The organism is Prescottella equi (genome assembly GCF_002094305.1).
Lineage (GTDB): Bacteria > Actinomycetota > Actinomycetes > Mycobacteriales > Mycobacteriaceae > Prescottella > Prescottella equi.
In genome coordinates, this window is the sequence record NZ_LWTX01000002.1 from 345226 (window position 1) to 371466 (window position 26241).

23 protein-coding genes are annotated in these 26241 nt (G+C 69.1%); 7 read left to right on the forward strand and 16 right to left on the reverse strand.

Going from position 1 to position 26241, the window contains the following annotated elements:
• Positions 1-25 precede the first annotated feature (25 nt).
• The 7 genes from A6I89_RS07220 to A6I89_RS07250 form a co-directional block, all read right to left on the reverse strand.
• Positions 26-1255, reverse strand: coding sequence for a sensor histidine kinase (locus tag A6I89_RS07220; RefSeq protein ID WP_005514953.1), 1230 nt, complete (start codon positions 1253-1255; stop codon positions 26-28).
• Positions 1231-2424 (reverse strand): lipase family protein, encoded by a 1194-nt coding sequence (locus A6I89_RS07225; RefSeq protein WP_022594436.1) that lies wholly within the window; start codon positions 2422-2424, stop codon positions 1231-1233. The genes A6I89_RS07220 and A6I89_RS07225 overlap by 25 nt, the downstream gene beginning before the upstream one ends.
• Positions 2425-2453: 29 nt before the next feature.
• A complete protein-coding gene (locus A6I89_RS07230; RefSeq protein ID WP_390893134.1) occupies positions 2454-4064 on the reverse strand; it encodes a Na+/H+ antiporter in 1611 nt (536 codons plus the stop codon).
• A 77-nt stretch (positions 4065-4141) separates the two neighbouring features.
• Complete coding sequence (locus tag A6I89_RS07235; protein ID WP_005514959.1) at positions 4142-4333, reverse strand: antitoxin; 192 nt, start codon at positions 4331-4333, stop codon at positions 4142-4144.
• 40 nt (positions 4334-4373) lie between these two features.
• Positions 4374-5060 carry a PaaI family thioesterase gene (locus tag A6I89_RS07240; protein ID WP_022594434.1) on the reverse strand — a complete coding sequence of 229 codons (687 nt, stop codon included), beginning with the start codon at positions 5058-5060 and terminating at the stop codon, positions 4374-4376.
• Positions 5061-5128: 68 nt separating this feature from the next.
• The gene (locus A6I89_RS07245; protein WP_022594433.1) at positions 5129-5779 is read right to left on the reverse strand and encodes a ScbR family autoregulator-binding transcription factor; all 651 of its coding nucleotides are present in this window, start codon (positions 5777-5779) and stop codon (positions 5129-5131) included.
• Between the two features lie 107 nt (positions 5780-5886).
• Entirely contained in the window at positions 5887-8352 is a 2466-nt protein-coding gene (locus A6I89_RS07250; RefSeq protein ID WP_022594430.1) for an HAD-IC family P-type ATPase, read from the reverse strand.
• Positions 8353-8431: 79 nt separating this feature from the next.
• On the opposite strand from A6I89_RS07250, the gene A6I89_RS07255 reads away from it, so the two are divergent.
• Positions 8432-10810 (forward strand): glycoside hydrolase family 3 C-terminal domain-containing protein, encoded by a 2379-nt coding sequence (locus A6I89_RS07255; protein ID WP_022594428.1) that lies wholly within the window; start codon positions 8432-8434, stop codon positions 10808-10810.
• Between the two features lie 9 nt (positions 10811-10819).
• Here the strand turns inward: A6I89_RS07255 and A6I89_RS07260 are convergent, their stop codons facing one another.
• Together A6I89_RS07260 and A6I89_RS07265 are read right to left on the reverse strand one after the other, a co-directional pair.
• On the reverse strand, positions 10820-11917 hold the full coding sequence (locus tag A6I89_RS07260; RefSeq protein ID WP_037085556.1) for an MBL fold metallo-hydrolase: 1098 nt from the start codon (positions 11915-11917) through the stop codon (positions 10820-10822).
• A 16-nt stretch (positions 11918-11933) separates the two neighbouring features.
• On the reverse strand, positions 11934-12665 hold the full coding sequence (locus A6I89_RS07265; protein WP_005514965.1) for an enoyl-CoA hydratase: 732 nt from the start codon (positions 12663-12665) through the stop codon (positions 11934-11936).
• Between the two features lie 168 nt (positions 12666-12833).
• Here A6I89_RS07265 and A6I89_RS07270 point away from each other — a divergent pair, with 168 nt between their 5' ends.
• Complete coding sequence (locus tag A6I89_RS07270) at positions 12834-13904, forward strand: NAD(P)-binding domain-containing protein (RefSeq protein ID WP_005514967.1); 1071 nt, start codon at positions 12834-12836, stop codon at positions 13902-13904.
• A gap of 6 nt (positions 13905-13910) precedes the next feature.
• Here the strand turns inward: A6I89_RS07270 and A6I89_RS07275 are convergent, their stop codons facing one another.
• Complete coding sequence (locus tag A6I89_RS07275) at positions 13911-15290, reverse strand: DUF1254 domain-containing protein (RefSeq protein ID WP_044990591.1); 1380 nt, start codon at positions 15288-15290, stop codon at positions 13911-13913.
• A gap of 68 nt (positions 15291-15358) precedes the next feature.
• Between A6I89_RS07275 and A6I89_RS07280 the strand changes: the two genes are divergently transcribed.
• Positions 15359-15838: a cupin domain-containing protein gene (locus A6I89_RS07280; RefSeq protein WP_013415094.1), complete on the forward strand. Its 480-nt coding sequence runs from the start codon at positions 15359-15361 to the stop codon at positions 15836-15838.
• A gap of 126 nt (positions 15839-15964) precedes the next feature.
• On the opposite strand, the gene A6I89_RS07285 is transcribed toward A6I89_RS07280, so the two are convergent.
• Positions 15965-16402, reverse strand: a complete 438-nt coding sequence (locus A6I89_RS07285) for a 6,7-dimethyl-8-ribityllumazine synthase (RefSeq protein WP_022594424.1) — start codon at positions 16400-16402, stop codon at positions 15965-15967.
• A gap of 118 nt (positions 16403-16520) precedes the next feature.
• Between A6I89_RS07285 and A6I89_RS07290 the strand changes: the two genes are divergently transcribed.
• Positions 16521-17822, forward strand: coding sequence for an HNH endonuclease signature motif containing protein (locus tag A6I89_RS07290; RefSeq protein WP_084978811.1), 1302 nt, complete (start codon positions 16521-16523; stop codon positions 17820-17822).
• A gap of 88 nt (positions 17823-17910) precedes the next feature.
• On the opposite strand, the gene A6I89_RS07295 is transcribed toward A6I89_RS07290, so the two are convergent.
• Positions 17911-18504, reverse strand: a complete 594-nt coding sequence (locus A6I89_RS07295) for a TetR/AcrR family transcriptional regulator (RefSeq protein ID WP_022594422.1) — start codon at positions 18502-18504, stop codon at positions 17911-17913.
• Between the two features lie 40 nt (positions 18505-18544).
• Here A6I89_RS07295 and zapE point away from each other — a divergent pair, with 40 nt between their 5' ends.
• Positions 18545-19567 (forward strand): cell division protein ZapE, encoded by a 1023-nt coding sequence (zapE, locus tag A6I89_RS07300; RefSeq protein ID WP_022594421.1) that lies wholly within the window; start codon positions 18545-18547, stop codon positions 19565-19567.
• Positions 19568-19643: 76 nt separating this feature from the next.
• Here zapE and A6I89_RS07305 read toward each other — a convergent pair whose 3' ends face one another.
• The 3 genes from A6I89_RS07305 to A6I89_RS07315 form a co-directional block, all read right to left on the reverse strand.
• Positions 19644-21143: a DHA2 family efflux MFS transporter permease subunit gene (locus A6I89_RS07305; protein WP_022594420.1), complete on the reverse strand. Its 1500-nt coding sequence runs from the start codon at positions 21141-21143 to the stop codon at positions 19644-19646.
• On the reverse strand, positions 21140-21748 hold the full coding sequence (locus A6I89_RS07310) for a PadR family transcriptional regulator (RefSeq protein WP_022594418.1): 609 nt from the start codon (positions 21746-21748) through the stop codon (positions 21140-21142). Before A6I89_RS07310 ends, A6I89_RS07305 begins: the two co-directional genes overlap by 4 nt.
• A gap of 110 nt (positions 21749-21858) precedes the next feature.
• Positions 21859-22695 (reverse strand): aldo/keto reductase, encoded by an 837-nt coding sequence (locus A6I89_RS07315; protein ID WP_022594416.1) that lies wholly within the window; start codon positions 22693-22695, stop codon positions 21859-21861.
• A 137-nt stretch (positions 22696-22832) separates the two neighbouring features.
• Between A6I89_RS07315 and A6I89_RS07320 the strand changes: the two genes are divergently transcribed.
• Entirely contained in the window at positions 22833-23438 is a 606-nt protein-coding gene (locus A6I89_RS07320) for a class I SAM-dependent methyltransferase (RefSeq protein WP_022594414.1), read from the forward strand.
• A gap of 51 nt (positions 23439-23489) precedes the next feature.
• On the opposite strand, the gene A6I89_RS07325 is transcribed toward A6I89_RS07320, so the two are convergent.
• Positions 23490-25196 (reverse strand): 3-ketosteroid-delta-1-dehydrogenase, encoded by a 1707-nt coding sequence (locus tag A6I89_RS07325; protein WP_005515019.1) that lies wholly within the window; start codon positions 25194-25196, stop codon positions 23490-23492.
• A gap of 243 nt (positions 25197-25439) precedes the next feature.
• Here A6I89_RS07325 and A6I89_RS07330 point away from each other — a divergent pair, with 243 nt between their 5' ends.
• The gene (locus tag A6I89_RS07330; protein WP_013415085.1) at positions 25440-26237 is read left to right on the forward strand and encodes an SDR family NAD(P)-dependent oxidoreductase; all 798 of its coding nucleotides are present in this window, start codon (positions 25440-25442) and stop codon (positions 26235-26237) included.
• The last annotated feature ends 4 nt before the right edge of the window (positions 26238-26241 follow it).

Sequence of the window (26241 nt, forward strand, 5' to 3'; positions counted from 1 at the left end):
CCGGACCGGACAGGCCGACGGCCCGTCAGGCCCGGATGCCGGGACGGAACTTGGGGACCCGCATGCTGACCTTGGTCCCGGCGCCGGGGGCCGTTTCCACCACCAGTCCGTAGTCGTTGCCGAATGCGGCGCGGAGCCGGTCGTCGACGTTCGCCAGGCCCACGTGCGCGGCCTCCGATGCGCTCGGCCCGCCGGTCCCGGACGCGACCGCGTCGAGTTCCCCCGAGCGGAGCAGTTCCGGGTCCATGCCCACGCCGTCGTCCTCGACGCTGATGACGCAGTCCGGCCCGGCGTCGGACGCCACGATCGAGACGGTGCCGCCGGCCGACTTGCCGGACAGCCCGTGCCGGACCGCGTTCTCGACCAGCGGCTGCAGCGCGAGGAAGGGCAGCACGACGCTGAGCACCTCGGGCGCCACCTGGAGCCGCACCTGCAAGTTGTCCCCGAAGCGGGCCCGCTCGAGCGTCAGATAGCGGTCGATGTTGCGCAACTCGTCCGCCAGCACGGTGTACTCGCCGGCGGACCGGAACGAGTAGCGGGTGAAGTCGGCGAACTCGAGGACCAGTTCCCGCGCCCGTTCCGGGTCGGTGCGCACGAACGACGCGATCGTGCCGAGCGCGTTGTAGATGAAGTGCGGGCTGATCTGCGCCCGCAACGCCCGTACCTCGGCGCGGTCGAGCCGCGCACGGGACGAGTCGAGCTCGGCCAGCTCGAGCTGACCGCACGCGTACCGGGCGACCTCGGTGAGCGCGCCCAGCATCGCCGGCCCCGGTTCGGTGGTGGTGACGACGGCGAGCGCACCCACGACGCCGGTCCCCTCGATCAGCAGCGGTTGCGCGACGAGGGCTCGTACGTCGTGGTCACCGGCGCCGCGCTCGAGATCACCGTGGCCGACCAGGACGCGCCGGCCGTCGTCGATCGCGCGTCCGGCCACGGCCGTCACCTGTGCCGACAGCGCCTCGTGCGGTCCCGTCCACGCCAGCAAACCGCCGTCCGGTCCCAGGATCGCGAGCGACTGTGCCCCGGTCAGCACCCGCAGATGCGGCGCCGCCTCCCGCGCCGACGTCTCGTCGAGGCCGCGGCGCAGCGGACGTGCGGCCAGCGACGCGGTGTGCAGTGTGTCGTGCACGGCGCGTTCGGCGGGCGTGGTGAGCACCCGGCGGGTCCGCATCGCGACATAGGTCAGCGACACCGCGACCGCGACGACGATCGCGGTCCAGACGAGCGGGCTCACCGTGGTGCCTGCCCCGCGCACGTGGAGCTCGCGGAGACCCCGGCGAACCGGTCCGAGATCCACTCCACGGCACCGGGCAGTGCCTTCGCGTCGGCGTGCACGTCGTCGGGGCGATAACGCAGTTCGACGACGTCACCCTGCCCGCACGCACGGCCCACGGCCGCGGTGGTCCAGTCGGGGCGGATCAGGTTGTCCCGCCCGGCGACCACCACGAGCAGCGGACCGGACGCCTGCTGCTGCGGCAGAGCGTCCGCGGTGAGCCACTCGCGCATCCGCGCGACGTCTTCGTCGCTGCGCGGCAACGTGTCCGCCGGCGTGAGATTCAACGCGACCGACAGCTTGCGCGACGCGAGGGCACCCGTGCACGACCGGATCACGTCACGGTTGTCGGCGAGCGGACCGCGGATGTAGGCACTGGCATCCAGGTCGGGATGCGAGACCGCGAGACCGTCGAGCAGCATGGGCAGGAAGATCTGTTGCGGAACATCGAGATTCGGTGGGCCGTCCGACACGATGGGGCTGAGGTCTGCGGGCGGCGACAGGCTGGCGGCTCCGACGAACTCGAGGCCGTCGCCGTACCGACCGGCGCGTTCGGCGGCCGCCCACGCCGCCTGGCCGCCCTGCGACACCCCGATCGCCGCCCAGCGGGTCGACGCATCGGGCACGAGGGTGCGCGCGGCACGGACCGCGTCGATCAGGTTGTAGCCCGCGGTGATCGGTTCGAGGTAGGGGTGCGGGCCGTCGGTGCCGAGGCCCTCGTAGTCGGTGACCGCGACGACGTAGCCGCGGGCCAGCAGGTCACGCACCAGCCCGGCCGAACCCAGCAGGTTGCCGTGCCGCGACGGCGCACAGTCGTCGAGCAGTCCGGTGGTGGGGTGGCCGACGGTGACGACCGGCCACCCGCCCGCAGGCGCCCGACCGGGCGGCACGAACACCGTGCCCGACACCTCGGTGCCGCGCCCGTCGATGCCGGACGTCGACCGGTACAGGATCTTCTGCCCCGACAGTCCTTCGCCGGTGAACGGTTCCGCGGAGGTCACCACGCCGCGCTCGGCGGGGTCGGGCGCCGCCACGGCTTGCGAGGTCTGCGTAGCAGTTGTCCGCGGCGTCCGGTCGTCGGCCGTGGCGGAGCAGCCCACCAACGCGGCCGCGCACAGCAGCACCGCGAGCAACGCACCGGTTCGAGTCACGGATCGATTGTGCCCGTCACGACCCCGACTCAGCCACGACGACGCCGCACCCGCTGTTCGGCGGCCGCTTCCTCGATGTCGCGGGACTCCAGTTCGGCGCGCAGCACCTCGTCGTCGAGCACACCCTCGTCACGGGCGGCGATCAGCGCCGTGCGCTGAGTCTGCAGGACCCGGCGCCGCACCGAGTCGAACAGCGCACCCGCCTGCTTCAACGTGAGGTCGTTGCCGTCGTCGTCGCCCTCTGCCTCCTCCACCTGAGCCTGCGCGCGGACCGACATCCGCACCCGGTCGAGCGCGCGCACGAACTGCTCCGGGTCGGCGCCGGCGGGCGGGTCGGCCGCCACCTCGGCGAGCGCCCGGTCCGCGGCGTCCGCGGCGATCCGGCGGGCGAGCAGCGTCTGCTGGTGGGCCCGCTCGAGTTCGGCGGGATCGGCGACGTCGAGTCGGCGGATCATGAACGGGATGGTGGCGCCCTGGATCAGCAGCGTGCCGACCGCGACCACGAACGCGATCGCCTGGATGACGCCGCGTCCGGGGAACGGATCACCGGCCGCGGTGAGCACCGGGATACCGCCCGCCGCGGCGAGGGTGACGACTCCGCGCATGCCCGCCCACGACACCACCAGTTTCTGACGCCAGTTCAGGGTCGGCCCGGTGGACCCGGTGCGACGCGGGGCGAACCGCAGGTGCGTCGGACCCCAGTTGAGGAACACCCAGATCGGCCGGACCAGGATCACGACCGCCAACACCGCGAATCCGTAGGCGAAGATGTGGTGGACCGGCAGTCCCTCGTCCGCGACGTCCTCGATCACGAACTTCAACTGCAGTCCCATGTACGCGAACACGAACATCTCGAGCAGCAGGTCGAGGGTCGTCCACAGCGACCGTTCCTGTAGCCGGGTGGGAATCGAGACGTTGGTCGCGTGATGGCCCATCACGAATCCGGCGACGACGACCGCGAGCACGCCCGAGGTGTCGAGCGACTCCGCCGCGAGGTATGCGGCGAACGGCAGCACCAGCCCCAGAACGGTTTCGAGTGGCGAGTCGTACATGCGGGCCCGCACCCAGCGCACGACCGTGGCCATCACGACACCGACGCCCACGCCGCCGGCCACCTCGTACAGGAAGAACAGCACCGGCTGCTCGACGACGACCCGGGTGCCCGCGACGGCGGCGACGCTCACCGTGAACAGGGTGAGCGCGGTCGCGTCGTTGAGCAGTCCCTCACCGGTGAGGATCGCCAGGACGCGTTTGGGCAACCCGAGTTTTCGGCCCACACTGACCGCGCTGACGGCATCCGTCGGGGAGACCACCGCGCCGAGGACGAGCGCGGCACCGAGCGTGAACTCGGGCACCAGCCAGTTCGCGAAGAACCCGACGGCGAACGCCGTCACCAGCACCAGCCCGACGCCGAGACGGAGGATCGAGGCGAAGTTGCGGCGCAGGCTGGCCATCGAGAAATCGAGCGCCGCCGAGTACAGCAGTGGCGGCAACACGACACCGAGGATGATCTCGGGATCGAGTTCGAGCCGCGGCATCCCCGGAATGAAGGACGCCGCCGACCCGAACGCGACGAGCACGAGCGGAACCTGCAGGTCCCGCCGCTTCGCCAGGCTCGTCACCGCGATGGCGACGATCATGACGAGCAGTACGAGTGTCAGATGCACCCGTCGATTGTGCAGCCGACTACACCGAGACGGTCAGCCGACTCACACGGCTACTCCTTCGGCGGCACGACCTTCTTGGCAGCCTCGGCCGCCTTGTCGATCTTGTCGCTGTACTTGCCGCCGGTCTTGTCGTCGGCGAGGTCCGCAGCCTTGTCGATGACGCCCTGCACCTTGTCGGAGTGCTCGGCGGCGAGTTCCTGACCCTTGTTGACCAGGCCCTTGACTGAATCCATGAATCCCATGGACACATTCTCCCCCAAATCACGCGGGGAGACCGGTGCGTCAGGCCGGGCCGGGGACGGGCAGCGCACTCGAACCGTCGGCAGCCCGCGCCCACCGCGGCAGGATGAAGACGCCCTCCGCCTCGACGCAGACACCGTCGGGACCGGCCAGGTGTCCGGTGACGAACGTCTTGACCCCCTCGATGCGGTCCACGCACGCCTCGAGGTGCAGCTTCCCGAGCGGGGTGGGCTTGCGGTAGCGGAGTGTCAGTGTGCCGGTCATACCGGGCGCGCCGCCGTGCTCGGCGGCCTCGCCGAGCACCTGGTCGAGCAGCAGCGCCGAGATGCCGCCGTGCGTGAGCCCGGCCGGCCCCTCGTACTGCATCCCCAGTTCGACGTCCGCCCACACGCGCCCGTCCGGTTCCCGCTGGATCCGCAGCGGCGGCGCCACCGCGTTGCGCAGCCCGACCACGGCGTTCCCCCATGCCCGCCGGTTGCCCGCCGCGTTCCACCGGACCCCGTACGGCTGCGGGCGGGTCCTTTTGGACAGCAGCGCCTTCGCGGCCTCGAGGTGTTCCCGCGCCTGCCGGATGTCGTCGTCGTCGGACTCGGTCGACAGCGCGAGTTCGACCAGGTCCCGGACGCTCCCGGTGAGGTCGCCGTAGAACTCCGCCTCCCGCGCGATCTCCTCGTCCGTCAGGTCCTCGAAGACGTACAGACCCTGCTTGCTGTCGACCGATTCCGTCACCAACGCCTCATTCCCGCATGCAATCGATGTGCATCATGCACGTGACGTGGACAATACCGAGGGCTGCGTCACACCATCTCGGCGCACCAGCGTGCGGAGCTGGCCGACGGGATCCGGTCGTGGCGGCCGGCGGGAACGATGCTCGGGAGCAGCACCTGCCACATCTCGTCGACGCGCCCGTCGAGATCGGAGAACCAGGTGCGCACCCGCGATACCAACTGGGCCCCGGTGATCGCACCGATGAGGTGGCGTCCGAGGACCGCGGGGGCCACCCGGTCGCTGATGTCGCCCTGCTCGACGGCCCGCGCCGCCAGACGCGTCGCCCAGTCCGTCCACGGCTGGAACGGGTCCGTCGGTGCGTCACCGAGAGCATCGGTCACACCGAGTTCCACGGTGAGGCGGATCCCGGCACGTACGAGGGGGTTACTCGTCTGGCGCGCCATCTCGTGGCACAGCATCACCATCTGCTCGAGCGCCGACGCATCGGTGGCCGCGATGGCCTCGATCGAACGTTCGGCAAGGCGGTGCTGCTCACGGATGATGTGCCGGGCCAGGCCGTCCTTGGATCCGAAGTGGAAGTAGAGCGCACCCTTGGTGATTCGGGCGCTCTCCACGATCTCCTCGACCCGCGCGCCGTAGTAGCCGACGCGGTCGAAGACCTCCGATGCCCGGAGCACGATGAGCTGTCGGGTCGCGACGGCACGCGCCTGTCGTGCCACTGCCTACCTCCACAGAGTCCCCGGGGAGCCGACGGGTGATCGGTCGCTCGGGACCGTACCACTCGACACGTGTCCATGCACCTGCCCACCCCGCGGGGCGTGGGCGGTCAGTGCACCCCGGGCAGATCGTCACTCGAGGCGAACAGTCGCCGGTGTTCCCCGTGGATACGGCCGGTCACCCACCACGCGATCTCCACCAGCACGACACCGACCAGACCGATCAGCAGGGCCCCGGTCGTCGCGGCCACGTTCGACGGATCGAGCTTGAAGAACTCGCGGGTGAAGGAGAATCCGAAGAGGACGACGTACCCGAGGACCGAGCCCACGATCAGCACGATCTTCCACCACGTGTAGGGACGGGCGACCACCGCGAGCACCCACAACGCGATCATGATGAGCGTGATGAGCGCGGTCGTGCCGGCCTGCTCCACCTGCTGCTCGGTCGCATCCGGACCCGCGTACGCGAGCAGGTACGACACGTACGTCGCGATGCCGATGATGACGCCGGACGGAATCGCCAACCGCATGACGCGCGAGACGAACCCGGTCCGGGCCCGCTCGTTGTTCGGGGCGAGCGACAGGATGAACGCCGGGATGCCGATCGTGAACCACGCGGCGATCGTCACGTGCCGCGGCAGGAACGGGTACGGCAGCGGATCGAAGTCGAAGATCTGCGCCACCACACCGGACACGCCGATGAGGAATGCCAGCAGCACCGAGTACACGGTCTTGGTCAGGAAAAGGTTCGAGACGCGCTCGATGTTGCCGATAACCCGGCGGCCCTCGCCGACGACGTACGGCAGCGTTGCGAACTTGTTGTCCAGCAGCACGATCTGCGCCACCGCACGCGTCGCGGGGCTACCCGATCCCATCGCGACCCCGATGTCGGCGTCCTTGAGCGCCAGCACGTCGTTGACGCCGTCGCCGGTCATCGCGACGGTGTGTCCGCGAGACTGCAGCGCCCCCACCATCGCCCGCTTCTGGTCCGGGCGCACCCGACCGAAGGTGGTGGCCTCGTCGAGGGTGTCGGCCAGCTCCTCGGGATCCTCCGGCAGCTTGCGGGCATCGATCGCGTTGTCGCCGCCGGGCAGCCCGAGCGACGTCGCGACGGCGCCCACCGAGACCGCGTTGTCGCCGGAGATGACCTTGACGTCCACCTTCTGGCTCGCGAAGTACTCGAGGGTCTCGCGGGCGTCGGGGCGCACCTTCTGATCGAGGATCACCAGCGCGCGCGGCGTCACGGCGCCGGGGGCGTCGGGCGCGTCGACGGGGCGGTCACTGCTGCCGAGCAGCAGCACCCGCAGCCCCTGGGCGCCCACCTCCTCGGCCTGCCGGGCCATGTCGCTGTCCGGATCGAGCAGGACGTCGGGGGCGCCGAGCAACCAGTTGCCGTTGTTGCCGTACGACTGGCCGCTCCACTTCTTGGCGGACGAGAACGGCGCCACCGCGGTGGGCTCCCACCCGGGATCGTCGGACAGGGCCTCACGGATCGCGAGCATGCTCGCGTTGGGCCGCGGGTCGTCGGCGGCCATCGCGGCGAGCGCGCGAGCGGCCTGCGCGTCGTCGGGCTTGGCGGTGCGCAGCTCCGCGAGCTTCATGCCGTTCTCGGTGAGGGTGCCGGTCTTGTCGGCGCACACGACGTCGACGCGGGCCAGGCCTTCGATGGCAGGCAGTTCCTGCACGAGGCACTTGCGCTGACCGAGGCGGACCACGCCGACGGCGAACGCGATCGAGGTCATCAGCACCAGACCCTCGGGGACCATCGGCACCAGCGCGGCCACCATGCCGTTGAGGGCCGGGCCGAGCGCCTGGCCGCTCGAGAACAGCTGGTTGTAGATGATCAGCAGACCCGCCGGGATCATCAGGTAGGTGATGAACTTGAGGATCTTGTCGATGCCGGAGCGCAGTTCGGAGTGCACCAGCGTGAACTTGCTGGCCTCCTCGGCGAGCTTGGCGGCATACGCCTCGCGCCCCACCTTGGTCGCCCGGTACGCGCCGCTGCCGGCGACGACGTAGCTGCCGGACAGCACCTGCGCACCGATCGGCTTGTGTACGGCGTCGGCCTCGCCGGTGAGCAGCGACTCGTCGACCTCGAGCGCCGACGCCTCCACCACCACCCCGTCCACGACGATCTGATCGCCCGGACCGAGTTCGATGATGTCGTCGAACACCACGTCCTTCGGTGCGACGGGCGCGGCCGTACCGTCGCGACGGACCACCGGTTTGGCCTGACTGACGATCGCCAGCTGGTCGAGTGTTCGTTTGGCCCGGATCTCCTGGATGATGCCGATCCCGCTGTTGGCGATGATCAGCAGACCGAACATTCCGTCGATGATCGATCCGGTCGACAGCACGATGATCAGCAGAACACCGAGAATCGCATTGATCCGGGTGAACACGTTTCCCCGGACGATGTCCTTGACCGAGCGGCTGGCCCGGTCCGGAACATCGTTGGTCTGCCCGTTCGCGACCCGCTGCGCCACCTCGTCGGCGGTGAGGCCGTTCTCGATGTGCCGGGGATCGGTGTCCAGAGTGCCGACTGCGCCGCCGTCGGCCGGATCGTCCGTTGCCATGACACGAAGGCTATTCCAACTGCCCGGCGACACGACGGAAGGTCCGCGGTCCTGCCGCGTTCGGGGGCATGCTGGGCCCATGACGATGCGCGAGCAGGTGTCACTCACGTCCGGCGCCGACTTCTGGCACACGCACACTCCGCCGGTCCCGGGATTGCCGGCGATCATGCTCACGGACGGCCCGCACGGCGTCCGGAAACAGGCGGCGACCGCAGCCGGTTACTCCCCGGAGTCCGTGCCCGCGACGTGCTTCCCAACCGCGTCCGCGCTCGCGGCCACGTGGGACGTCGAACTGCTCGAGGAGGTGGGCGTCGCGCTCGGCACCGAGGCGCGCACCGAGGGCGTGAGCGTGCTGCTGGGCCCGGGCGCCAACATCAAGCGCAGCGCGCTGTGCGGGCGGAACTTCGAGTACTTCTCGGAGGATCCCTTCCTGTCGTCCCGCATGGCGGCGGCCTGGATCCTCGGCGTCCAGTCCACCGGCGTCGGGGCGTCGCTCAAGCACTTCGCGGTCAACAACCAGGAGTTCCGGCGCTACAGCGTCGACGCCGTCGTCGACGCCCGCGCGCTGCGGGAGATCTACCTCGCCGGCTTCGAGCACGCCGTGGTCGACGCCCGTCCCGCCACCGTGATGGCCGCGTACAACCGGGTCGGCGGCACCCATTGCGCCGAGAACCGCTGGTTGCTCACCGACGTCCTGCGCGAGCAGTGGGGGTTCGACGGACTGGTGGTCTCCGACTGGGGCGCGGTCACTCGGCGCTCGCGCTGCCTGGCGGCGGGCCTCGACCTCGAGATGCCCGGCTACGGTGGGCTCGGCGACGACGACGTGCTCGCGGCGGTGGGCGCCGGGAAACTGGATCCGGCTGCCGTGGCCCGCGCCGCCGAGTCCGTGACGCGCCTGATCGAACGGACCGAGGCCGCCCGGACCGCCGCTCCCGGGTACGACGAGGCCGCACACCACGCGCTCGCGCGGCGCGCGGCCGAGGCGGGCACCGTGCTGCTGCGGAACGACGGCGTCCTGCCGTTGGCCGCGGCGCAGGTCGCGATCGTCGGCGAGTTCGCGAAGCAGCCGCGATACCAGGGCGCGGGCAGTTCCGGCATCACCCCGCACCGTCTCGACGATGCGTGGACCGATCTCGTCGAACATCTCGGCGCCGAACGGCTCACCTACGCCCCGGGCTACCGGCGTGCGTCGGGACGGACCGACGCGGCGCTGCTCGACGAGGCGCGAGCTGTCGCGCGGGACACCGACGTCACGGTGGTGTTCGCGGGGCTGCCCGACAGTTACGAGACCGAGGGTGTCGACCGTGCGGACCTGAAGCTGCCGGAGGGCCACGACGCGCTGATCGCCGCGGTCGCCGAGGTGTGCCCGCGGGTGGTGGTGGTGCTCGCCAACGGGGCGCCGGTGACGATGCCGTGGCACGACGACGTGGCCGCGATCGTCGAGTGCTATCTGGGCGGGCAGGCCGCGGGCAGCGCGATCGCCCGGATTCTCACCGGCGACGCCGAGCCGGGCGGGCGGCTCGCGGAGACGTTCCCGCTGCACACGTCGGACAACCCGGTGCACGTGTGGCCCGCCGGGCCGTCGGTGGTGGAGTACCGCGAGAGCATCTACGTCGGCTACCGCTACTACGACGCCGCCGAACTCGACGTCCGGTACCCGTTCGGGCACGGGCTGAGCTACACGTCGTTCGCGTGGACCGAACTCGAAGTCGCCGACGTGTTCGACAGCACCTCCGAAGACATCGAGCAGCGCCTCGACGTCTCGGTGCGCGTCACCAACACCGGCGACCGTCCCGGCAGCGAGGTCGTGCAGGTCTACGTGCGGGATGTCGAATCCACGGTGTTCCGGCCCGACCAGGAACTGGCAGCCTTCGCGAAGGTGTTCCTGGCGCCCGGGGAATCCCGACGCGTCACGCTTCACGTGGACCGTCGAGCGTTCTCGTTCTGGGACACCACGATCGACGACTGGTCGATCGAATCGGGAGACTTCGAGATCCGGGTCGGAGCATCGTCACGCGACATCCGGCAGTCGGCGACGGTGACCCTCACGTCGGACCGGTCCGGTTTCGACGCCGGGCCACTCGCCTACCACGGTTCACCGGTCTTCGAACGCGCTGCCTTCGCGGAGCTGTACGGAAAACCACTACCCGACAACGTTGTCGACGCACCACGCCATTACAGCGTCGACACCCCTCTCGCGGACATCCGGCACCCGGCCGCCGCGCTGCTGACACGAGCGATGCGGCGCAAGGTCGCGGCGACGGCGCCCGCGCTCGACGAGGACGATCCGCTGTCGCGGCTGATCGAGCGATCGCTGCAGGAGTTGCCGCCGCGGATGCTGCCGATGCTCACGCAGGGTGGAGTCACTCCCGCGGCGGCGCAGGCGTTCGTCGACATCTGCAACGGGCACACCGTCCGCGGCGGGTGGGCCCTGGTGGCGGCGCTGCGACGGAAGTGAGTGCGCCGCTCAGCCCAGCGCCTCCCACCACGGCTTCTGCTCGGGTGGGCGCAACGCGTCGACCCGCTGACCCACCATCGGGATCGCCATCGCCACCTCCGCGGCGGTCGCCGCGTCGACCAGGCGGGTGATCGGCTCCCCCCACGGATGGAACGCGAGGTTGAACGTGGCCCAGTGGATGGGGATCAGCAGCGCCCCGGCCACATCCAGGTGCGTTCGCACCGCCTCCTCGGGGTTCATGTGAATGTCGGGCCAGCGCTCGTCGTAGGCACCCACCGGCAACAGCGTGACGTCGAACGGCCCGTACGCCCGGCCGAGATCGGCGAAACGCGGCGTGTACCCGGAGTCGCCCCCGAAGAACACCCGGTGTCGCGGTCCGGCGATCACCCACGACGACCACAGCGTCGTGTCGCGGGCCAACCCACGGCCCGAGAAGTGCCGAGCCTCCGTGCACGTCAGCACCAGCCCGTTCACCTCGGCCGACTCGTCCCAGTCGAGTTCGACGATGCGGTCGCTCGGGACGTTCCACCGGCGCAGGTGGGCGCCCACCCCGATCGGCACCACGAAGACCGTGTCCTGCGTGCGTGCGAGCCCGGTGACGGTCGCCTGGTCGAGGTGGTCGTAGTGGTCGTGCGAGATGACGACGGCGTCGATCGGCGGCAGATCGGCCAGCGCCATCGGAACCGGATGCATCCGGGCCGGACCGACGACCGCGGACGGTGAGACCCGTTCGCTCCATACGGGATCGGCGAGCACGCGGCGTCCGTCGATCTCGAGCAGCACGCTCGAGTGACCGAACCAGGTGACGGCCAACTCCCCGGCCTCGGCCGGCGCCAGTGGTGTCGCGAGCGGGATCGCCCGGCGTGGCCGCCCGACGTCGCCGCGCGTGAGGAACGCCTTGGCGAGGCCGGACTGGGAGCCGGCCGGTAGCGACGAACTGGGGTCGGAGTTGTGAAAACGGCTGTCGCGGTAACGCGGTGAGGACTCTGCGTACGGCTCGATCGCCGCCCGTGAGGCGCCGAGCGCGGGGAGCGTCCCCCACGCGGCGCGGGCCACCCAGCCGGCCCCCGCGGCGGCCGCCGCAACCAGCACTCCCCTGCCGATCATCGTCCGCCCCACTTCCCTATCGCCCCCGGAATTCGGGGACGCGCTTCTCGATTCGCGCGGCTCGCGCCTCCTGCGCGTCTTCGCTGCCCCATGCTGCGTACAGCGCGGCGAGTTGTTCCTCGGTCTGCGGCTCGCGGGTTCCGTCGTCGTTGAAGACGAGCTTGAGGTGGCGCAGCGACAGCGGAGCGAGCTCCGAGATCGTGCGCGCCCATTCCTGCGCGGTCACGAGGTCACCGAACTTGTTGGCCAGCCCGCGTGCGAAAGCCTCTTCCGCCGAGATGGTCTCGGCGCCGAGCAGCATGGTCCGGGCCGGGCCGCCGCCGACGAGGGACACCAGACGCCGCACCGTCCACTTGTCGACGGTGATGCCGAGTTTCGCCGCGGGGACCCCGAACCGCGCCTCGGGGCTCACGACCCGCAGGTCGGCAGCGAGCGCCAACTGAGTGCCGGCGCCGATCGCGGGCCCGTTGACGGCGGCGATGACCGGAACGGGGATCGAGTCGATCGTGTGCAGCATGCCGAGCAGGTGGTCGGTGAAGCCCTCCGCGTAGACGTCGCCGGACAGGTCCGCCCCCGCACAGAACGCGGTGCCCTGCCCGGTCAGCACGATCGCGCGCGCCTCGTCCGCGACGGCCTTCTCGAGAGCTTCCCGCAGTTCGATGCACAATGCAGCGCTGAGGGCGTTGCGCCGCTCCGGACGCTGCAGCTCGAGCGTGACTACGTGGCCGTCACGGCTGGTCCCGATCATGTGGGTCCACTCGCTTTCTCGGGTGCGGGCCCCGTCCCTGCTGACGGCCCCGGCAGATGCGATCCGAACAGTACCTGTAACGCAACATCCACAGACACGCCGAGTTCGGGGAACAACCGGTACCTCGGCAGCGTTGCGGCAGATTCAGGCTATACAGATCGGAGCAGCATGGACACCGAGCTCGACGTCGTGGTCATCGGGGCCGGGCAAGCAGGGCTGTCCGCCGCTTACCACCTGCGCCGATCGGGACTCGAGCCGGAGAATCAGTTCGTGGTGCTCGACCATGCGCCCGGTCCGGGCGGGGCGTGGCAGTTCCGCTGGCCGTCGCTCACCCTGCAGACCGTCAACGGTGTCCACGACCTCCCCGGGATGCCCTTCGCCGAGACGCTCGGTCCCGATGTCGACTCCGTACGGGCCGCCGACGCCGTCCCCCACTACTACGGGCTCTACGAGAAACGATTCGAGTTGCCGGTCCACCGCCCGGTACACGTGCCGGTGGTGTGCGATCGCGGCGAGCGGCTCGCGGTGGAGACGCCGGACGGGACGTATCTGACCCGCGGGCTCGTCAACGCCACCGGCACATGGGAGCGGCCGTTCGTCCCCTCGGTGCCCGGCGCCGAACGATTCGAGGGACGTCAACTGCACACCCGCGACTATCGCGGCGCCCAGGAATTCGAGGGCCGGCACGTGATCGTGGTCGGCGGCGGCATCTCGGCGGTGCAACTGCTCGACGAGATCTCGTGCGTCACGACCACCACATGGGTGACGCGTCGCGAGCCCCGGTTCCGGGAGGAGCCGTTCACGCCCGAGATCGGACGCGCGGCCGTCGCCCTCGTCGAGGATCGGGTTCGACGCGGTCTGCCGCCGGGCTCGGTCGTCTCGGTCACCGGGCTGCCGGTCACGCCCGCCATCCGGGCCGCGCGCGAACGCGGAGTCCTGCACCGGCTCCCGATGTTCTCCGAGATCACCGAAACCGGCGTCCGCTGGGCCGACGGCACCGAACGACGCGCCGACGTCATCCTGTGGTGCACGGGTTTTCGGTCGTCGCTCGACCATCTCGCGCCGCTGCGGCTACGCGGTCCCGGCGGAGGCATCACGATGACCGGTCGCCTGGCGACGCAGGTCGCCGGCGACGCACGCGTGCACCTCGTGGGGTACGGCCCGTCGGCGTCGACGATCGGCGCCAACCGCGCCGGCCGCGCCGCGGCACGGGAGTTGACCCAGTTCCTGAAGCAGTGACGCGGATCAGCCCTGGCCGTCGACCTTCACGATCGGCGGCATCTCGTAGCTGCCGTCCAACACCGCCTTGTTCGGGATGTACATCCGCAGCAGCGGCCGGAAGGGCCCGGCCGGTGTCGGCAACCAGTTGGCCCGCGCCACCGGATCGGCCGGCTCGGTAGCGCTCAACGTCAGTGTCAGCGAGCCGTTGTCGTCGTACACGAGCCCCGGCGTGCGGTCGCCGATCGAGTACCGCTCGATCGGGTTCGACACCAGATAGAAGTGCGGCATGCTGTACATCGTGATCGACCAGAACGCCTCCACCGGTGGTGGCGACGCGAACGTGATCGCGTAGGTGTGCTCCCCGGTGAGCTGCGCGCCCGTCGCATCGGTGTAGATCTGGCTGTACGCGGCCTCGTAGCCGTGATTACCCCACAAACCGCCCATCGCCGCGGCCGCACGGACGCCGATCGCCTTCCGTCGGTCCTCGATGCGCCACTCCGGACTGTCGAGAGTGCCGATCTCGAAGAAGTCGTCGTTGTAGTCGAAGATGTGGAACGCCTGATGCCAGCCGTTGACGACAGTCGCGGCCGAACCGGACTTCAGCGCCTGTTCGATCCGCGCCCGTCCCTGCGCGGCGCCCTCGACGAGGATCTTCGCCAGTGCCGGATCGGGATTCACGTACGGTGATGATCCCGATTCGAGCAAGCCGAGCGGCGCGAAGGCCTGCTGCAGTGCGATGTCCCGGGGTGCCGGAGGGAACGCCTGCAGATAGAGCCGCAGCCTCTCCCAGAACGCGAGCTCCTCCGGCACCGCCGGATCGGGCTCCGGTAGACCCTCCGGATCCTTGGTCACCAAGGGAGTCAGCCCGATCCGGTCCTGCAGGTCCCGCACCCGGTCGATGTCGTCGGGTCCGTCGCACGCCCACCTGCCGACGATGGACACGATGCGCGTCGAGCAGTGCACCGCCGTCGCATCGGACGGCAACTCGCCCGGCCATCCCGGTGGAACCAGAACGTAGCGACCAGCTTTCGTTCCGGTTGCCCGCTTCCCGATGTAAGCGAAGTTGTTGGTCCACGCGTCCACGAACTGCAGCACGAAGTACGCATCCGCAGTGTCGGGCACGTCGAGGATCAGCGGACCGACGCTCAGATCGAGTTGCGCCATCGAGTAGATGGTGTCGTTGTTGATCGAGACGAACGTGTCGTCCGGACCCGCGAGCCCGTCGGCGTGGCTGAACGAATTGAACGGCGCCGCAGAATTCGCCCCGACTCCGGTGGTCACGAAACGTTCCACCTGAGACAGATTGAAGACCGGAGCGAATCCGTAAACGAACGCGCTCACGGCCGATTCGACAGTGACTGCCGAATCCGAACCTACTGCCGAATCTCCACTCGGGTGGGTCATGCGGCCATTTCACCATCACGACCGGACCCGCGCTCGCGATACGGAAAGATTCGGTTCATCATGGTCTGGTGACCGATCTTCCCGAGTGGGCATCCGCCCTCGATCTCGCCCCTCACCCCGAGGGCGGCTGGTATTGCGAAACCTGGCGGAGCGACATCGAGTTACCCGGCGTGGCGCTGCCGAACATGTTCGGTGGGGCACGCTCGGCGGGGACCGCGATCCTGTTCCTGCTCGAACCCGGGCAGCAGTCCGCGTGGCACACGGTGCGCGGCACGGAGATCTGGTTGTACCACCGCGGCAGCCCGATACTGCTCGAGATCGGCGGCGACGGCGACAACCCGGACGCGATCACGACACACGTAGTTGGACCGGACATTTCGGCCGGCCAGACGCCGCAGGTGGTCGTGCCGCCCTGCGCGTGGCAGCGAGCGCGGCCGATGGAGGACGAGGCCGGTCTCGTCAGCTGCATCGTGGTCCCCGGCTTCGACTTCGCAGACTTCCGCGTCGAAGGCCAGGAGTATCCGATGCCGTCGCCGGCGCAGTTCTGAGGGTGTCGGAACACCACCCCCCACAGGAGGACGTCGCTCGATCTCCTGTGGGGGGCTCGACGACAATCCTGGCGACGAGCCGGCCGCCGAGGTGCGGGCCGAACCCGCCGGCAGCGCCGTCTCCGGCTATCCGATCGCGGCGAGCCCGGCAAGAGTCGCCGAGCAGGCGTTCGCGACCTCCTGGCCCTTCTTGTCGAAGTGCGCGGTGAAGAACGCGTCGTGATCGAGATGCTCGTGGAAGTGATGCGGAGTGAGCACCGCGGAAAACACCGGCACGTCGGTGTCGAGCTGGACACGCATGAGACCGTCGATCACCGCGGATGCGACGAACTCGTGACGGTAGATACCACCGTCGACCACCAGACCGGCCGCAACCACCGCAGCGAAGCGCCCGGTGCGCGCGAGTCGCTGGGCATGCAGGGGGATCTCGAACGCCCCGGGCGTCTCGAAGAACTCGATCCCGGCCGGGTCGTGCCCCAACTCGCTCCACCGCGCCACGAAAGCGTCACGTGCGCGGTCGACGATGGACCGATGCCAAGTGGACTGGACAAACGCGATGTTCATACCCGCGATCCTAGGCTCTCGGGTCCCGTGGTCAGCCTCGGCGGGCGATTCGAGCGGACGGAAGACCCGAAAGCGCTGCACCCTTGACTCGAACATCAGTTCGAACTAGGCTCGTGTCATGAATCCGGGGGGACTCAACAATTCGGGCATCGCGGCCACCGCGCTGCAGCCTGCCGAGGTGCGTCGACTCGTCGAACCCGACCTCGTGCGGTCGGTGATCGAGGTGTCTCGCGAGATCGAACGTCTGGAGGCTCTCAGGGCCGTCGCGGTCGCCGAAATCGATGAGCGCGCAGTCTCGTTCGACACCCTCGGATTTCGCAGTGTCAAGCAGTGGTTGGCTGCGAACACGTTGCTGGAGGTACCGGCTGCCGCACGGATCCTCGCATTGGGCCGGATGCTGAGCCGACAGCCCGAGATCGCCGACGCCTTCAACGCCGGCGATATTTCCGCCGAGCACGCGGCGTTGATCGGGAAGTTCTGCGAGACCCCGCCGCGCGGCATGCCGAACGAAGCGCTTGGTTCGTGCCGGAAGGTGTTGCTGGACGCCGCGTCCGGTCCCGCCGCGACCACCACGACCGTCCGCACCTGCATCTCCCGGCTCGAGCGGATCTTCGAATCCGACGAACTCCCACCCAGCGAAGACACCGAACGCAACGAATTCCACGCCTCGAAAACCCTGAACGGACGCGTCGCGGTCAAGGGTGACCTCGACGCCGTCACCGGCGAAATGCTCCTGACCGCACTCTCCGCGCTGACCAAACCACGGAATCTTCTCGACGACCCGGCCGAGAAACGCCCTCCGACGCGGCAGCGAGCCGATGCGTTCGCGGAGATCCTGCGCCGCTACCTCGACTCCGGCGAAGCACCCGTCGAGGGCGGCGAGCGGCCCCACCTGTCACTCCATGTGAACGCCAGCGACCTCGCCCGCAGCGAGTCGGCTAACGAGTGGGTGAATCCAGACGGCGAGTCGGACCTGTTCGGCGACAACGACATCGCACGCCTGCCCCACACGGGGCCACTGTCCATCGCCACCGCGCGACGGCTCGCCTGCGACTGTCACCTCACCCCCATCGTCATGGACGACGGTGTCCCGCTCAACCTCGGCCGCACCAGCAGAACCGTGTCGAAGAAGCAGCGCCGGGCGTTGATCGCCCGCGACCACGGCTGCGCCTTCCCCGGCTGCGGCACACCGCCCGCACACTGCGAAGGCCACCACATCAAGCATTGGGCCGACGGCGGCCCCACCGACCTCGACAACCTCGTCCTACTCTGCCGCTACCACCACACCTTGCTGCACCACTCCCACTGGGACGTGGAAATCGGCGTCGACAGAAAGCCGTGGTTCACACCACCATCCACCGTGGCCCCCTACAAGAAACCCATCCCCGCCCACAACCGGGCGGGACCACACGCCGCATGACGCTGCAGCCGACACCCCCTGGGGAAGGGGTGCCGGCCAAAGCGTGCCGGTCAAGCCCGCGACGGAGGCGCGCCGCGACCCCCGCAGGTCACGACTCGGCGAGCGCCGCCAGCCACAAGCGGATCGTCACCCGAAAGCGTTGGGTGCTCGGCGTCGATCCGCCGGCGAGCACCGACCGAGACCCGTACACGGAGTCGAACACCAACCCCTCCAGCAAGCTGATCAGGTCGTGCGCCGCCGAGTCCGGATCGCTTGCACCGAGCGCCTCCAGCAACCCGGTCGCCTTCTCCACCGAGAAGAGGCAGCCCGCGAGCGCGGGGCGAAGCTCCTCGTCATCGGCGGCATCGACAGCCAGGGCGTAACGCGCCAGCACATCCCGTCGCCGACCGGTCAGCAGCAACACGATCTGGTCGGCCATGAGATCAGCGGCGCCCTCGACCGAGACGCCGCCGACGCCCGCGCCGTACGCCTCGGCGAACGCAGCCCGCGACCGCTCGGTCAGGCGTCGAACCGCGGCACCCACCAGCGCGTCGCGCGTCCGGAAGTAGTACGACGTCGACCCTTTCGCCAGGCTCAGACGTCGATCGATCGCCTGATGGGTGACGGCGTGGTTGCCGCCCTCTGCGGCGAGATCGAGAGCGGCCTCGCAAATCGATTCGCGCCGCGACGGACGGTGACTCATGCCTCGATATTGCCAGACTCTACGATGATAGAGTCCAGGCATGCGATGGCCGAGACGCTCGTCCCGCTCGACGACACTGCGGGTACCCGTCGAAGCATTCGACGACGCGGCGTACCGGCAGGGCTACACGATCGACTCCGCCCAGCGGCAGGCAATCTCTCGACTGTGCGAAACGGCCGGCCGCGGCGTCTACCTGTGGGGTCCGGTCGGCCGAGGCAAGAGTTGGCTCATGGCAACTTATTTCGCGGCGTTGCCCACCACCTGCAAGAGACGTGTGCACTTCCACGAGTTCTTCCGTGAACTGCATGCCGCGATTCGTCGACACCGGAACGATCTGGATGCGGCGCTCGACACCATCCTCGATGGCGTCCATGTGCTGTGCTTCGACGAGTTCCACGTCCACGACGTCGCCGACGCGAAGTTCGTCGAACGTCTCCTCCCGGCCCTCTTCGCCCGGAACATCGCCCTCGTCGTGACCTCGAACTATCCCCCGCCCCGCCTACTGCCGAATCCCCTGTTCCACGACATCTTCGTGCCGACGATCGAGTTGATCGAGCAGTCGCTGGATGTTGTCGCCGTCGATGGGCCGCGGGACTATCGAGCCACGTCGGATCACCTCTCCGGCTTCGCGTCGGGCCGATGGGTGGTGCGCGGCGCCACCGACCCACTGGCCGCGCTGGGGCTCGAGCCCCCGGCACCGGACGAACGGTCCACGCTGATTCCGCGCGGACATCCGCTGGTCGCACTGCGCGCGGAGGCTCACTGCCTGTGGTTCGACTTCGACGACCTGTGCGAGCGCACCACCGCGCCGGCGGACTACCTGAAGCTTGCCGCGGAGTTCGACCGATGGGTCGTCAGTGGCATTCCCGATCTGGCGCATGCGGGTCGCGAAGCGGCGCAACGGTTCGCGAACCTGATCGACGTCCTGTACGACCGGGACGTCGAAACCACGTTCGTGGCCGACCTACCCATGGAAGCGCTCGTGGCCGAGGGACGCCGTCCGGTCGACATCGACCGAATCATGAGCAGACTCGGGCAGCTGCAACGAGTCGGTACCGCCTGAGCGAAACGAGACTCGAAACACGGAAGGCGCAGCCGGCCAGTGGTCGGCTGCGCCTTCCGCGAGAACGGAGCCCTCGTCAGTGGCCGGTACTCACCGACTCCCCGTCGACACCCGCCGGCACGGCCTGCTCCGTCGGACCCTTGCGGGGATTGACGAAGAACATCACCGCGACGAAACCGACCAGAAGCGCTGCCGCCGGCAGCATCGCCGACTGGGACATCGCGGTGGAGAACGGCTCACGCACCATCTCCGGAAGCTGACCCACGTGCGAGCCCTCGCCGACCTTCGCACCTCCGCCGACGCCGAGCGTCGACAGTTCGGCGGTGATCCGCGACGTCATGAGCGCGCCCATCGCGGCGCTACCGAGGACGGCGCCGACCTGACGGGTGGTGTTGTAGACGCCCGAGCCGGCACCGACGTGCATGGGCGGCAGGTTCCGCGTCGCGGTGGCGGCCAGCGGTGCCCAGATGAATGCGTTGGACGCACCGATGATCGCCATCGGCAACAGGATCTGCCATACCGGGGTGGTCGGGGTGAGCCTCGTGGCCAGCCATGCGGTCGCGAGGGCGAACACGAGGAAACCGGGGCCGGCGATCATCCGCGGGTGCGCCTTGTCGACGAGGCGTCCGACGAACGGCGCGAGGATGCCGGTGACGATCGCCATCGGCGCCATCAACAGTGCCGAACGCGTCGGCGACAGCCCCGTCACGCTCTGCGCGTAGAACATGAACGGCAGCATCACACCGGTGATGGAGAAGCCCATCGCGGCGATACCGACGTTGGCGACGGAGAAGTTGCGGTCCTTGAACAGGCCCAGCGGTACCAGCGGCTCGTTGCGGTTGACCTTCTGCCACCACACGAACACACCCATCACGACGAGGCCGCCGGCGATCAGGCCCCACGCGCGCGCATCCCAGTCGTACGAGTTGCCTTCCTGCAGCCCGAAGACGATGCAGAACAGGCCGATCGCGCTGAGCGCGACTCCGATCATGTCGAACTTGTGGTTGTTCGTCGGCAGCGACGGGACCAGGCGCCACGCGAGCAGGAAGCCGACCACGCCGACGGGCACGTTGACGAAGAAGATCCACTGCCAGCCGAGGTTGTCCAGCAGCACACCGCCGAGGATCGGCCCCACCAGCGTCGCGACACCGGCCACCGAACCCCACAGGCCCATGGCGGTTCCGCGCTTGTCGGGCGGGAAGATCCGGGTGATGACGGCCATCGTCTGCGGGGTCATCATGGCCGCGCCGAGGCCCTGGAAGACGCGCGCGACGATGAGCATCTCGACGCCACCGGACAGACCACACCACAGCGATGCGAGCGTGAACACGACCAGACCGATCAGGTACATGTTCTTGGGGCCGAACCGGTCGCCGAGACGTCCGGTGACGAGCAACGGCACCGCGTACGCGAGCAGGTAGGCGCTCGTGACCCAGATGACCGCGTTGACGTCGGCGTTCAGTTCCGCGGTGATGACCGGGTTGGCGACGGCGACGATGGTGCTGTCGACGAGGATCATGAAGAAGCCCAGGCACAGGGCCCACAGGGCCGGCCAGGGCCGTACTTCGGTTTTCATGCGTTGCCCTTCTGATGTGCGAGCCGTGTGGATTCGAGGTGTTCTTCGGTGACCCAGGGAATCTCGCCACTGCGGACGCGGTCGACGAAGGCGCGCAGCCAGTCCACTTCGGCCTGTGCCATCGCCCGGGTGTAGGAGAACGGGATGGTGAACAATTCCGGCACCTCGCGGGCGAACTCCGCCAGGTCGTCGAGGGCGGAGAGTTCGCCGGCGAGCGCTGCTATGCGCTGCTCCAGCAACGCGAGCGCTTCGACGGATTCCAGGTTGTGCAGTTCGGCGAGGCCGAGGGTGAACCGCGGGTACTCGGGAGTGGGAGCGGCGACGGTGTCGGAGACCCACTGCCGCATCGCGGCGCGTCCCGCGGACGTGATCTCGTAGATCGTCCGTTCCGGCCGGTTGCCCTGCCGGTCGGTACCCGACGCGAGCACCAGTCCGTCCCGCTCGAGGCGCTCGACCGTGTGGTACAGCGACCCCGGACGCACCTTGACCACGCGATCCTTGCGGCGGGTGGTCAACAGCTGAAACATCTCGTAGGGGTGCATCGGCCGCTCGAACAGCAGCGCGAGCACCGAGACGCCCAACGGTGTGACGGAGCGCGGCAACATTCCTCACCCCCACTTCCACGCCGTATATTCCACGTGGAATATACGGCCGGGAGTGGAGTGCGGGCAATCACGATCGCCGCCTGTGACGAGTACCACCGGAACCCGGAAGGTCAGCCGAACTCCACCGGGTCGGGCCCGAGGCGGCCGTCCGGGGAATCCAGCGAGGCGATCGCGAACATGTCGTCGGCCGTCAGTTCGAAGTCGAAGACGTCGAAGTTGCTCGCGATCCGCTCGGGCGTCACCGACTTGGGAATCACCACGTTCCCCAACTGGATGTGCCAGCGCAGGATCACCTGCGCGGGCGTGCGCCCGTGCGCGCCGGCGATCTCGCGGATCGTCGGGTTCGTGAGCGTGGTGCCCTGCCCGAGCGGACTCCACGCCTCGGTGACGATGCCCATGTCGGCGTGCACGGAACGCAGGTGCGCCTGCGCGAAGTCCGGATGCAGCTCGATCTGGTTGAGCACCGGGGTCTCCCCCACCGCCTCGACCAGGCGTTCGAGGTTCTCGGCGGTGAAGTTCGAGACACCGATCGACCGGATCCGACCGTCCGCCTTCAACTGCTGGAAGGCCTTGAACGTGTCGACGTAGCGGTCCTGCGCGGGCACCGGCCAGTGGATGAGATAGAGGTCGAGGTAGTCGAGGCCGAGTCGGGCGAGGCTGTCGTCGAACGCCCGCAGCGTCGAGTCGTAGCCCTGATCGGAGTTCCAGAGCTTGGTGGTGACGAACAGGTCCTCGCGGGCGACACCGGAATCAGCCAACGCGCGGCCGGTCCCGGTCTCGTTCTCGTAGATTCGGGCGGTGTCGATGCTGCGGTAGCCGACGCGTAGCGCCTCACCGACCGCGTCGTACGCCTGGTCGTCCGACACCTGGAACACCCCGAAGCCCAGTTGCGGAATCGTGTTGCCGTCGTTCAGTTCGACGGCCGGTACGGAACTGATGGAGGTCATCTCCAGGGCAACCGCGGCGACGCCCCGACATGTTCCCGCCGTCCCAGAACGTGGACCCCAGCGGCGCCCGTTGCGCGGTGCTCGACTGCGGGCCTACGTTCGTTCCAGGTGGTCGGATCTCCGGAAAGGGACGGCCGATGAACCTCGGGTACCGGTTGGCGTATCGGGCGGGCTTCACCCCGTGGGAGAAGGCCGGCCGGGCGATCTTCGCGGGGCAGTTGAACCACCTGCTCGACGCCGTCGCCGTCCCCGGCGAGGCGGCGGCCCGGGCTCTCGACCTCGGTTGCGGAACCGGTGACCACTCGATCGAGCTGGCGAAGCGGGGATGGTCGGTGACCGCCGTCGACTCCGTGCCGCTCGCGATCGAACGGGGCCGCGCGAAGCTGCCCGTGGCCGGCGCGGACGTGAGGTTCGTACTCGGCGACGTCACGCATCTGCCCGCCTACGTCGACGACCACTACACCTTCGCCCTCGATGTCGGTTGCTTCCACGGCCTCACCGACGAATGCCGCGTCGCCTACGGCCGGGGCCTCACCGCGGTGACGGCACCGGGCGCCCGGTTGCTGATGTTCGCGTTCTCGCCCGGGCGGCGCGGACCACTGCCCCGAGGTTCGTCCCGGCGCGACGTCGAGCAGGCGCTGGCCGGGTGGGAGGTCGTCGGTGACGACGCCATGGACACCGGTAGCGCGCCCGGTCTCCTCGCACGGGCCGAACCACGGTTCTTCCGCCTGGTCCGCAACTGACGGAGCGGCCCACCACATCGTCGATGTGGTGGGCCGCTCCGAGTCGATCCGTCAGGCGTCGACGGTCCGTTCCGCAGCGTCGTGCGCGGCGATGTAGCCGAACACCAGACCCTGGCCGATCGTCGCGCCGGCACCCGGGTAGGTGTGACCGAACGCGTTGGCCGCGGTGTTGCCGATCGCGTACAGACCCTCGACCGGGCTGCCGTCCTCGCGCACCACGCGCGCCCGCTCGTCGGCCTGGACACCACCGCAGGTGCCGAGGTCGCTGAGCGTCATCTTCACCGCGTACAGCGATCCGCCGGTCAGCGGCCGCAGGTTCGGGTTCGGCTGCTGGGTGGGGTCGCCGTAGTAGCGGTCGTAGGCGCTCTGGCCGCGCTGGAACTCGCTGTCGGTGCCCGTCGCCGCGTCCTCGTTGAACTTGCGGAACGTCTCCGTGAACGCATCCTCGGGCAGGCCGGCCTTGCGGGCCAGCTCGGCCGGGGTGGACGCCTGGTGGGCGATGCCCGCCTTGTACCAGGACTCCGGCAGCGGCTGACGCGGGAACAGCCCGGCCGCGAAGATGTAGCTGTTGCGGTACTTCTGGTCGAACACGATCCACTGCGACTCGATCGGGTCGCCGGCGCGCTCGCGCTCGAGAACCTTCTGGCCGTAGGACATGTAGTCGATGGACTCGTTGATGAACCGACGACCGGTGTGGTCGACGATGAACGAGCCGGGCAGCGAACGCTCGGCGAGCATCACCGTCGGCGGACGACCCGGCAGCGCTGCCACGGCGGGGAACCACCACGACTGGTCCATCAGGTCGGTCGTGGCGCCGACTTCCTGGGCGATCCGGATCGCGTCGCCGGTGTTGCCCTCCGCACCGAGGCTCTCGTGCTCGCCGAGGCTCTCCGACTGGTACTTGTGCCGCATCGCCATGTCGTGGTCGAAACCACCGGCCGCGAGCACCACACCGCGACGCGCGGTCACGGTGACCTCACGGTCGCCCTGCGTGACGACGGCGCCGGTGACCCGATCGCCCTCGGTGACCAAGCGCACCAGCGACGTCTCGGTCCAGACCGGGATCCCGGCGCGAACCACACCGGCGAACAGACCCGCGGCGAGCGCCTGGCCGCCGGCCATGTACTCGCGACGCAGCGCGAGGCCGCCGACGCCCTGGGCGAGACGCTTGACGACGCGCGGGATGCCCTTCTGGGGCACGCGCGCCATGAGGTTCATCCACTTGTAGTCGGCGCCCGTGGTGGGCATCGGCATCGGGGCCTCCATCAGGCCCGGACGCAGACGCGGACGCTCCGGTCCGAGGATCGAGGCGTCGAACGGACGGCATTCACAGGTGCGGCCGATCGCCGATCCGCCAGGCAGTTCGGGGTGGTAGTCCGAGTAGCCCTCGGCCCAGAAGAACTTCATCGGCGTCGTGCGCTGCAGCAGTTCGACGGTGGCGGCCGAGTTGTCGACGAACGCCTTGCCGCGTTCGGCGGGTGCGGTGCCGCCGACGACGGCGCTGACGTAGGTCTGCGCCCGCTCGTGGGAGTCACCGGCGTTCGCCTCACGGAGGATCGGGTTGTCGGGCAGCCAGAATGCGCCGCCCGAACGTGCCGTCGATCCGCCCACGTACTTCGTCTTCTCGACGATGAGGGTGGACAGTCCCAGCTCCTTCGCCGCAAGTGCTGCGGCCATTCCGGTGCCGGCGCCGACGACCAGCAGGTCGACGGTGATGTCGCGCGCGGTGGGTGTGACCGCGGCAGGACTGGTGGCCATGAAAACTCCTTCGCCTGGTTGTGGGAGCACGCTAGGTAGGTCCGACGCGGACATAAAGCCGCAATCCCATTCGCTGGGAGTTTCGCACTCCAGGCCCGCCGGAAATGGGGGTCCCGGCCAGTGGAATCCGGGGCGTACTGCGATCCACGTCACACCATAATCGGGGACATCTGGACTGAGCGGTCGACCGATCAGCCAGGCCGTTCCCGACCGTCGGGAGCGCGGAAACGAAGGGACCGATACATGATCGACGCAGCCAAGTACGGGCCGTGGGCCGTCATCGCAGGCGGATCCGAGGGCGTCGGCGAGGAGTTCGCCGTCCAACTCGCCGAGGCCGGCCTGAACCTCGTGCTCCTGGCCCGCAAGCCGGAGCCGCTCGAGGTGGCTGCCGAGAAGGCCCGCGCGAAGGGCGTCGAGGTCCGCACGCTGTCGGTCGATCTCACCGCTGCCGACATGCTCGACAAGATCCGCAGCGTCACCGACGGTCTCGAGGTGGGCCTGCTCGTCTACAACGCGGGCGCCAACACGTACGGCCACGAGTTCGTCACCGGCGACCTCGACCGCTTCCAGCAGGTGATCGACCTCAACATCACCGGTCAGCTCAAGCTGATCCAGCACTTCGGCGCACCGATGAAGGATCGTCGCCGAGGCGGCCTGCTGCTGGTCGGCTCGATGGCCGGTTTCCTCGGCGCCTCCCAGATCAGCATCTACGCGGGCGTGAAGTCGTTCTGCCGCACCTTCGCCGAGGGCCTGTGGCTCGAGATGCGCGAATACGACGTCGACGTCCTCGAAATGGTCCTCGGCGTCACCCGCACCCCTGCGATGGCCCGCGCCGGGCTGAACATGGACATCCCCGGCCTGAACGTCTCCGAACCCGCGGACGTCGCGGCGCAGGCACTCGCCAACCTCGGCAACGGACCCGTGGTGGTCGCGAAGGGCAACGAGTCGGCCGTAGAGAAGCGCAGCGGCGGCAACCGTGCCGAACTGCTGCTGGCCGCGCAGGCCGCGTCGAAGGCGATGCTGCCGCCGGCCAGCAAGTAGCAGA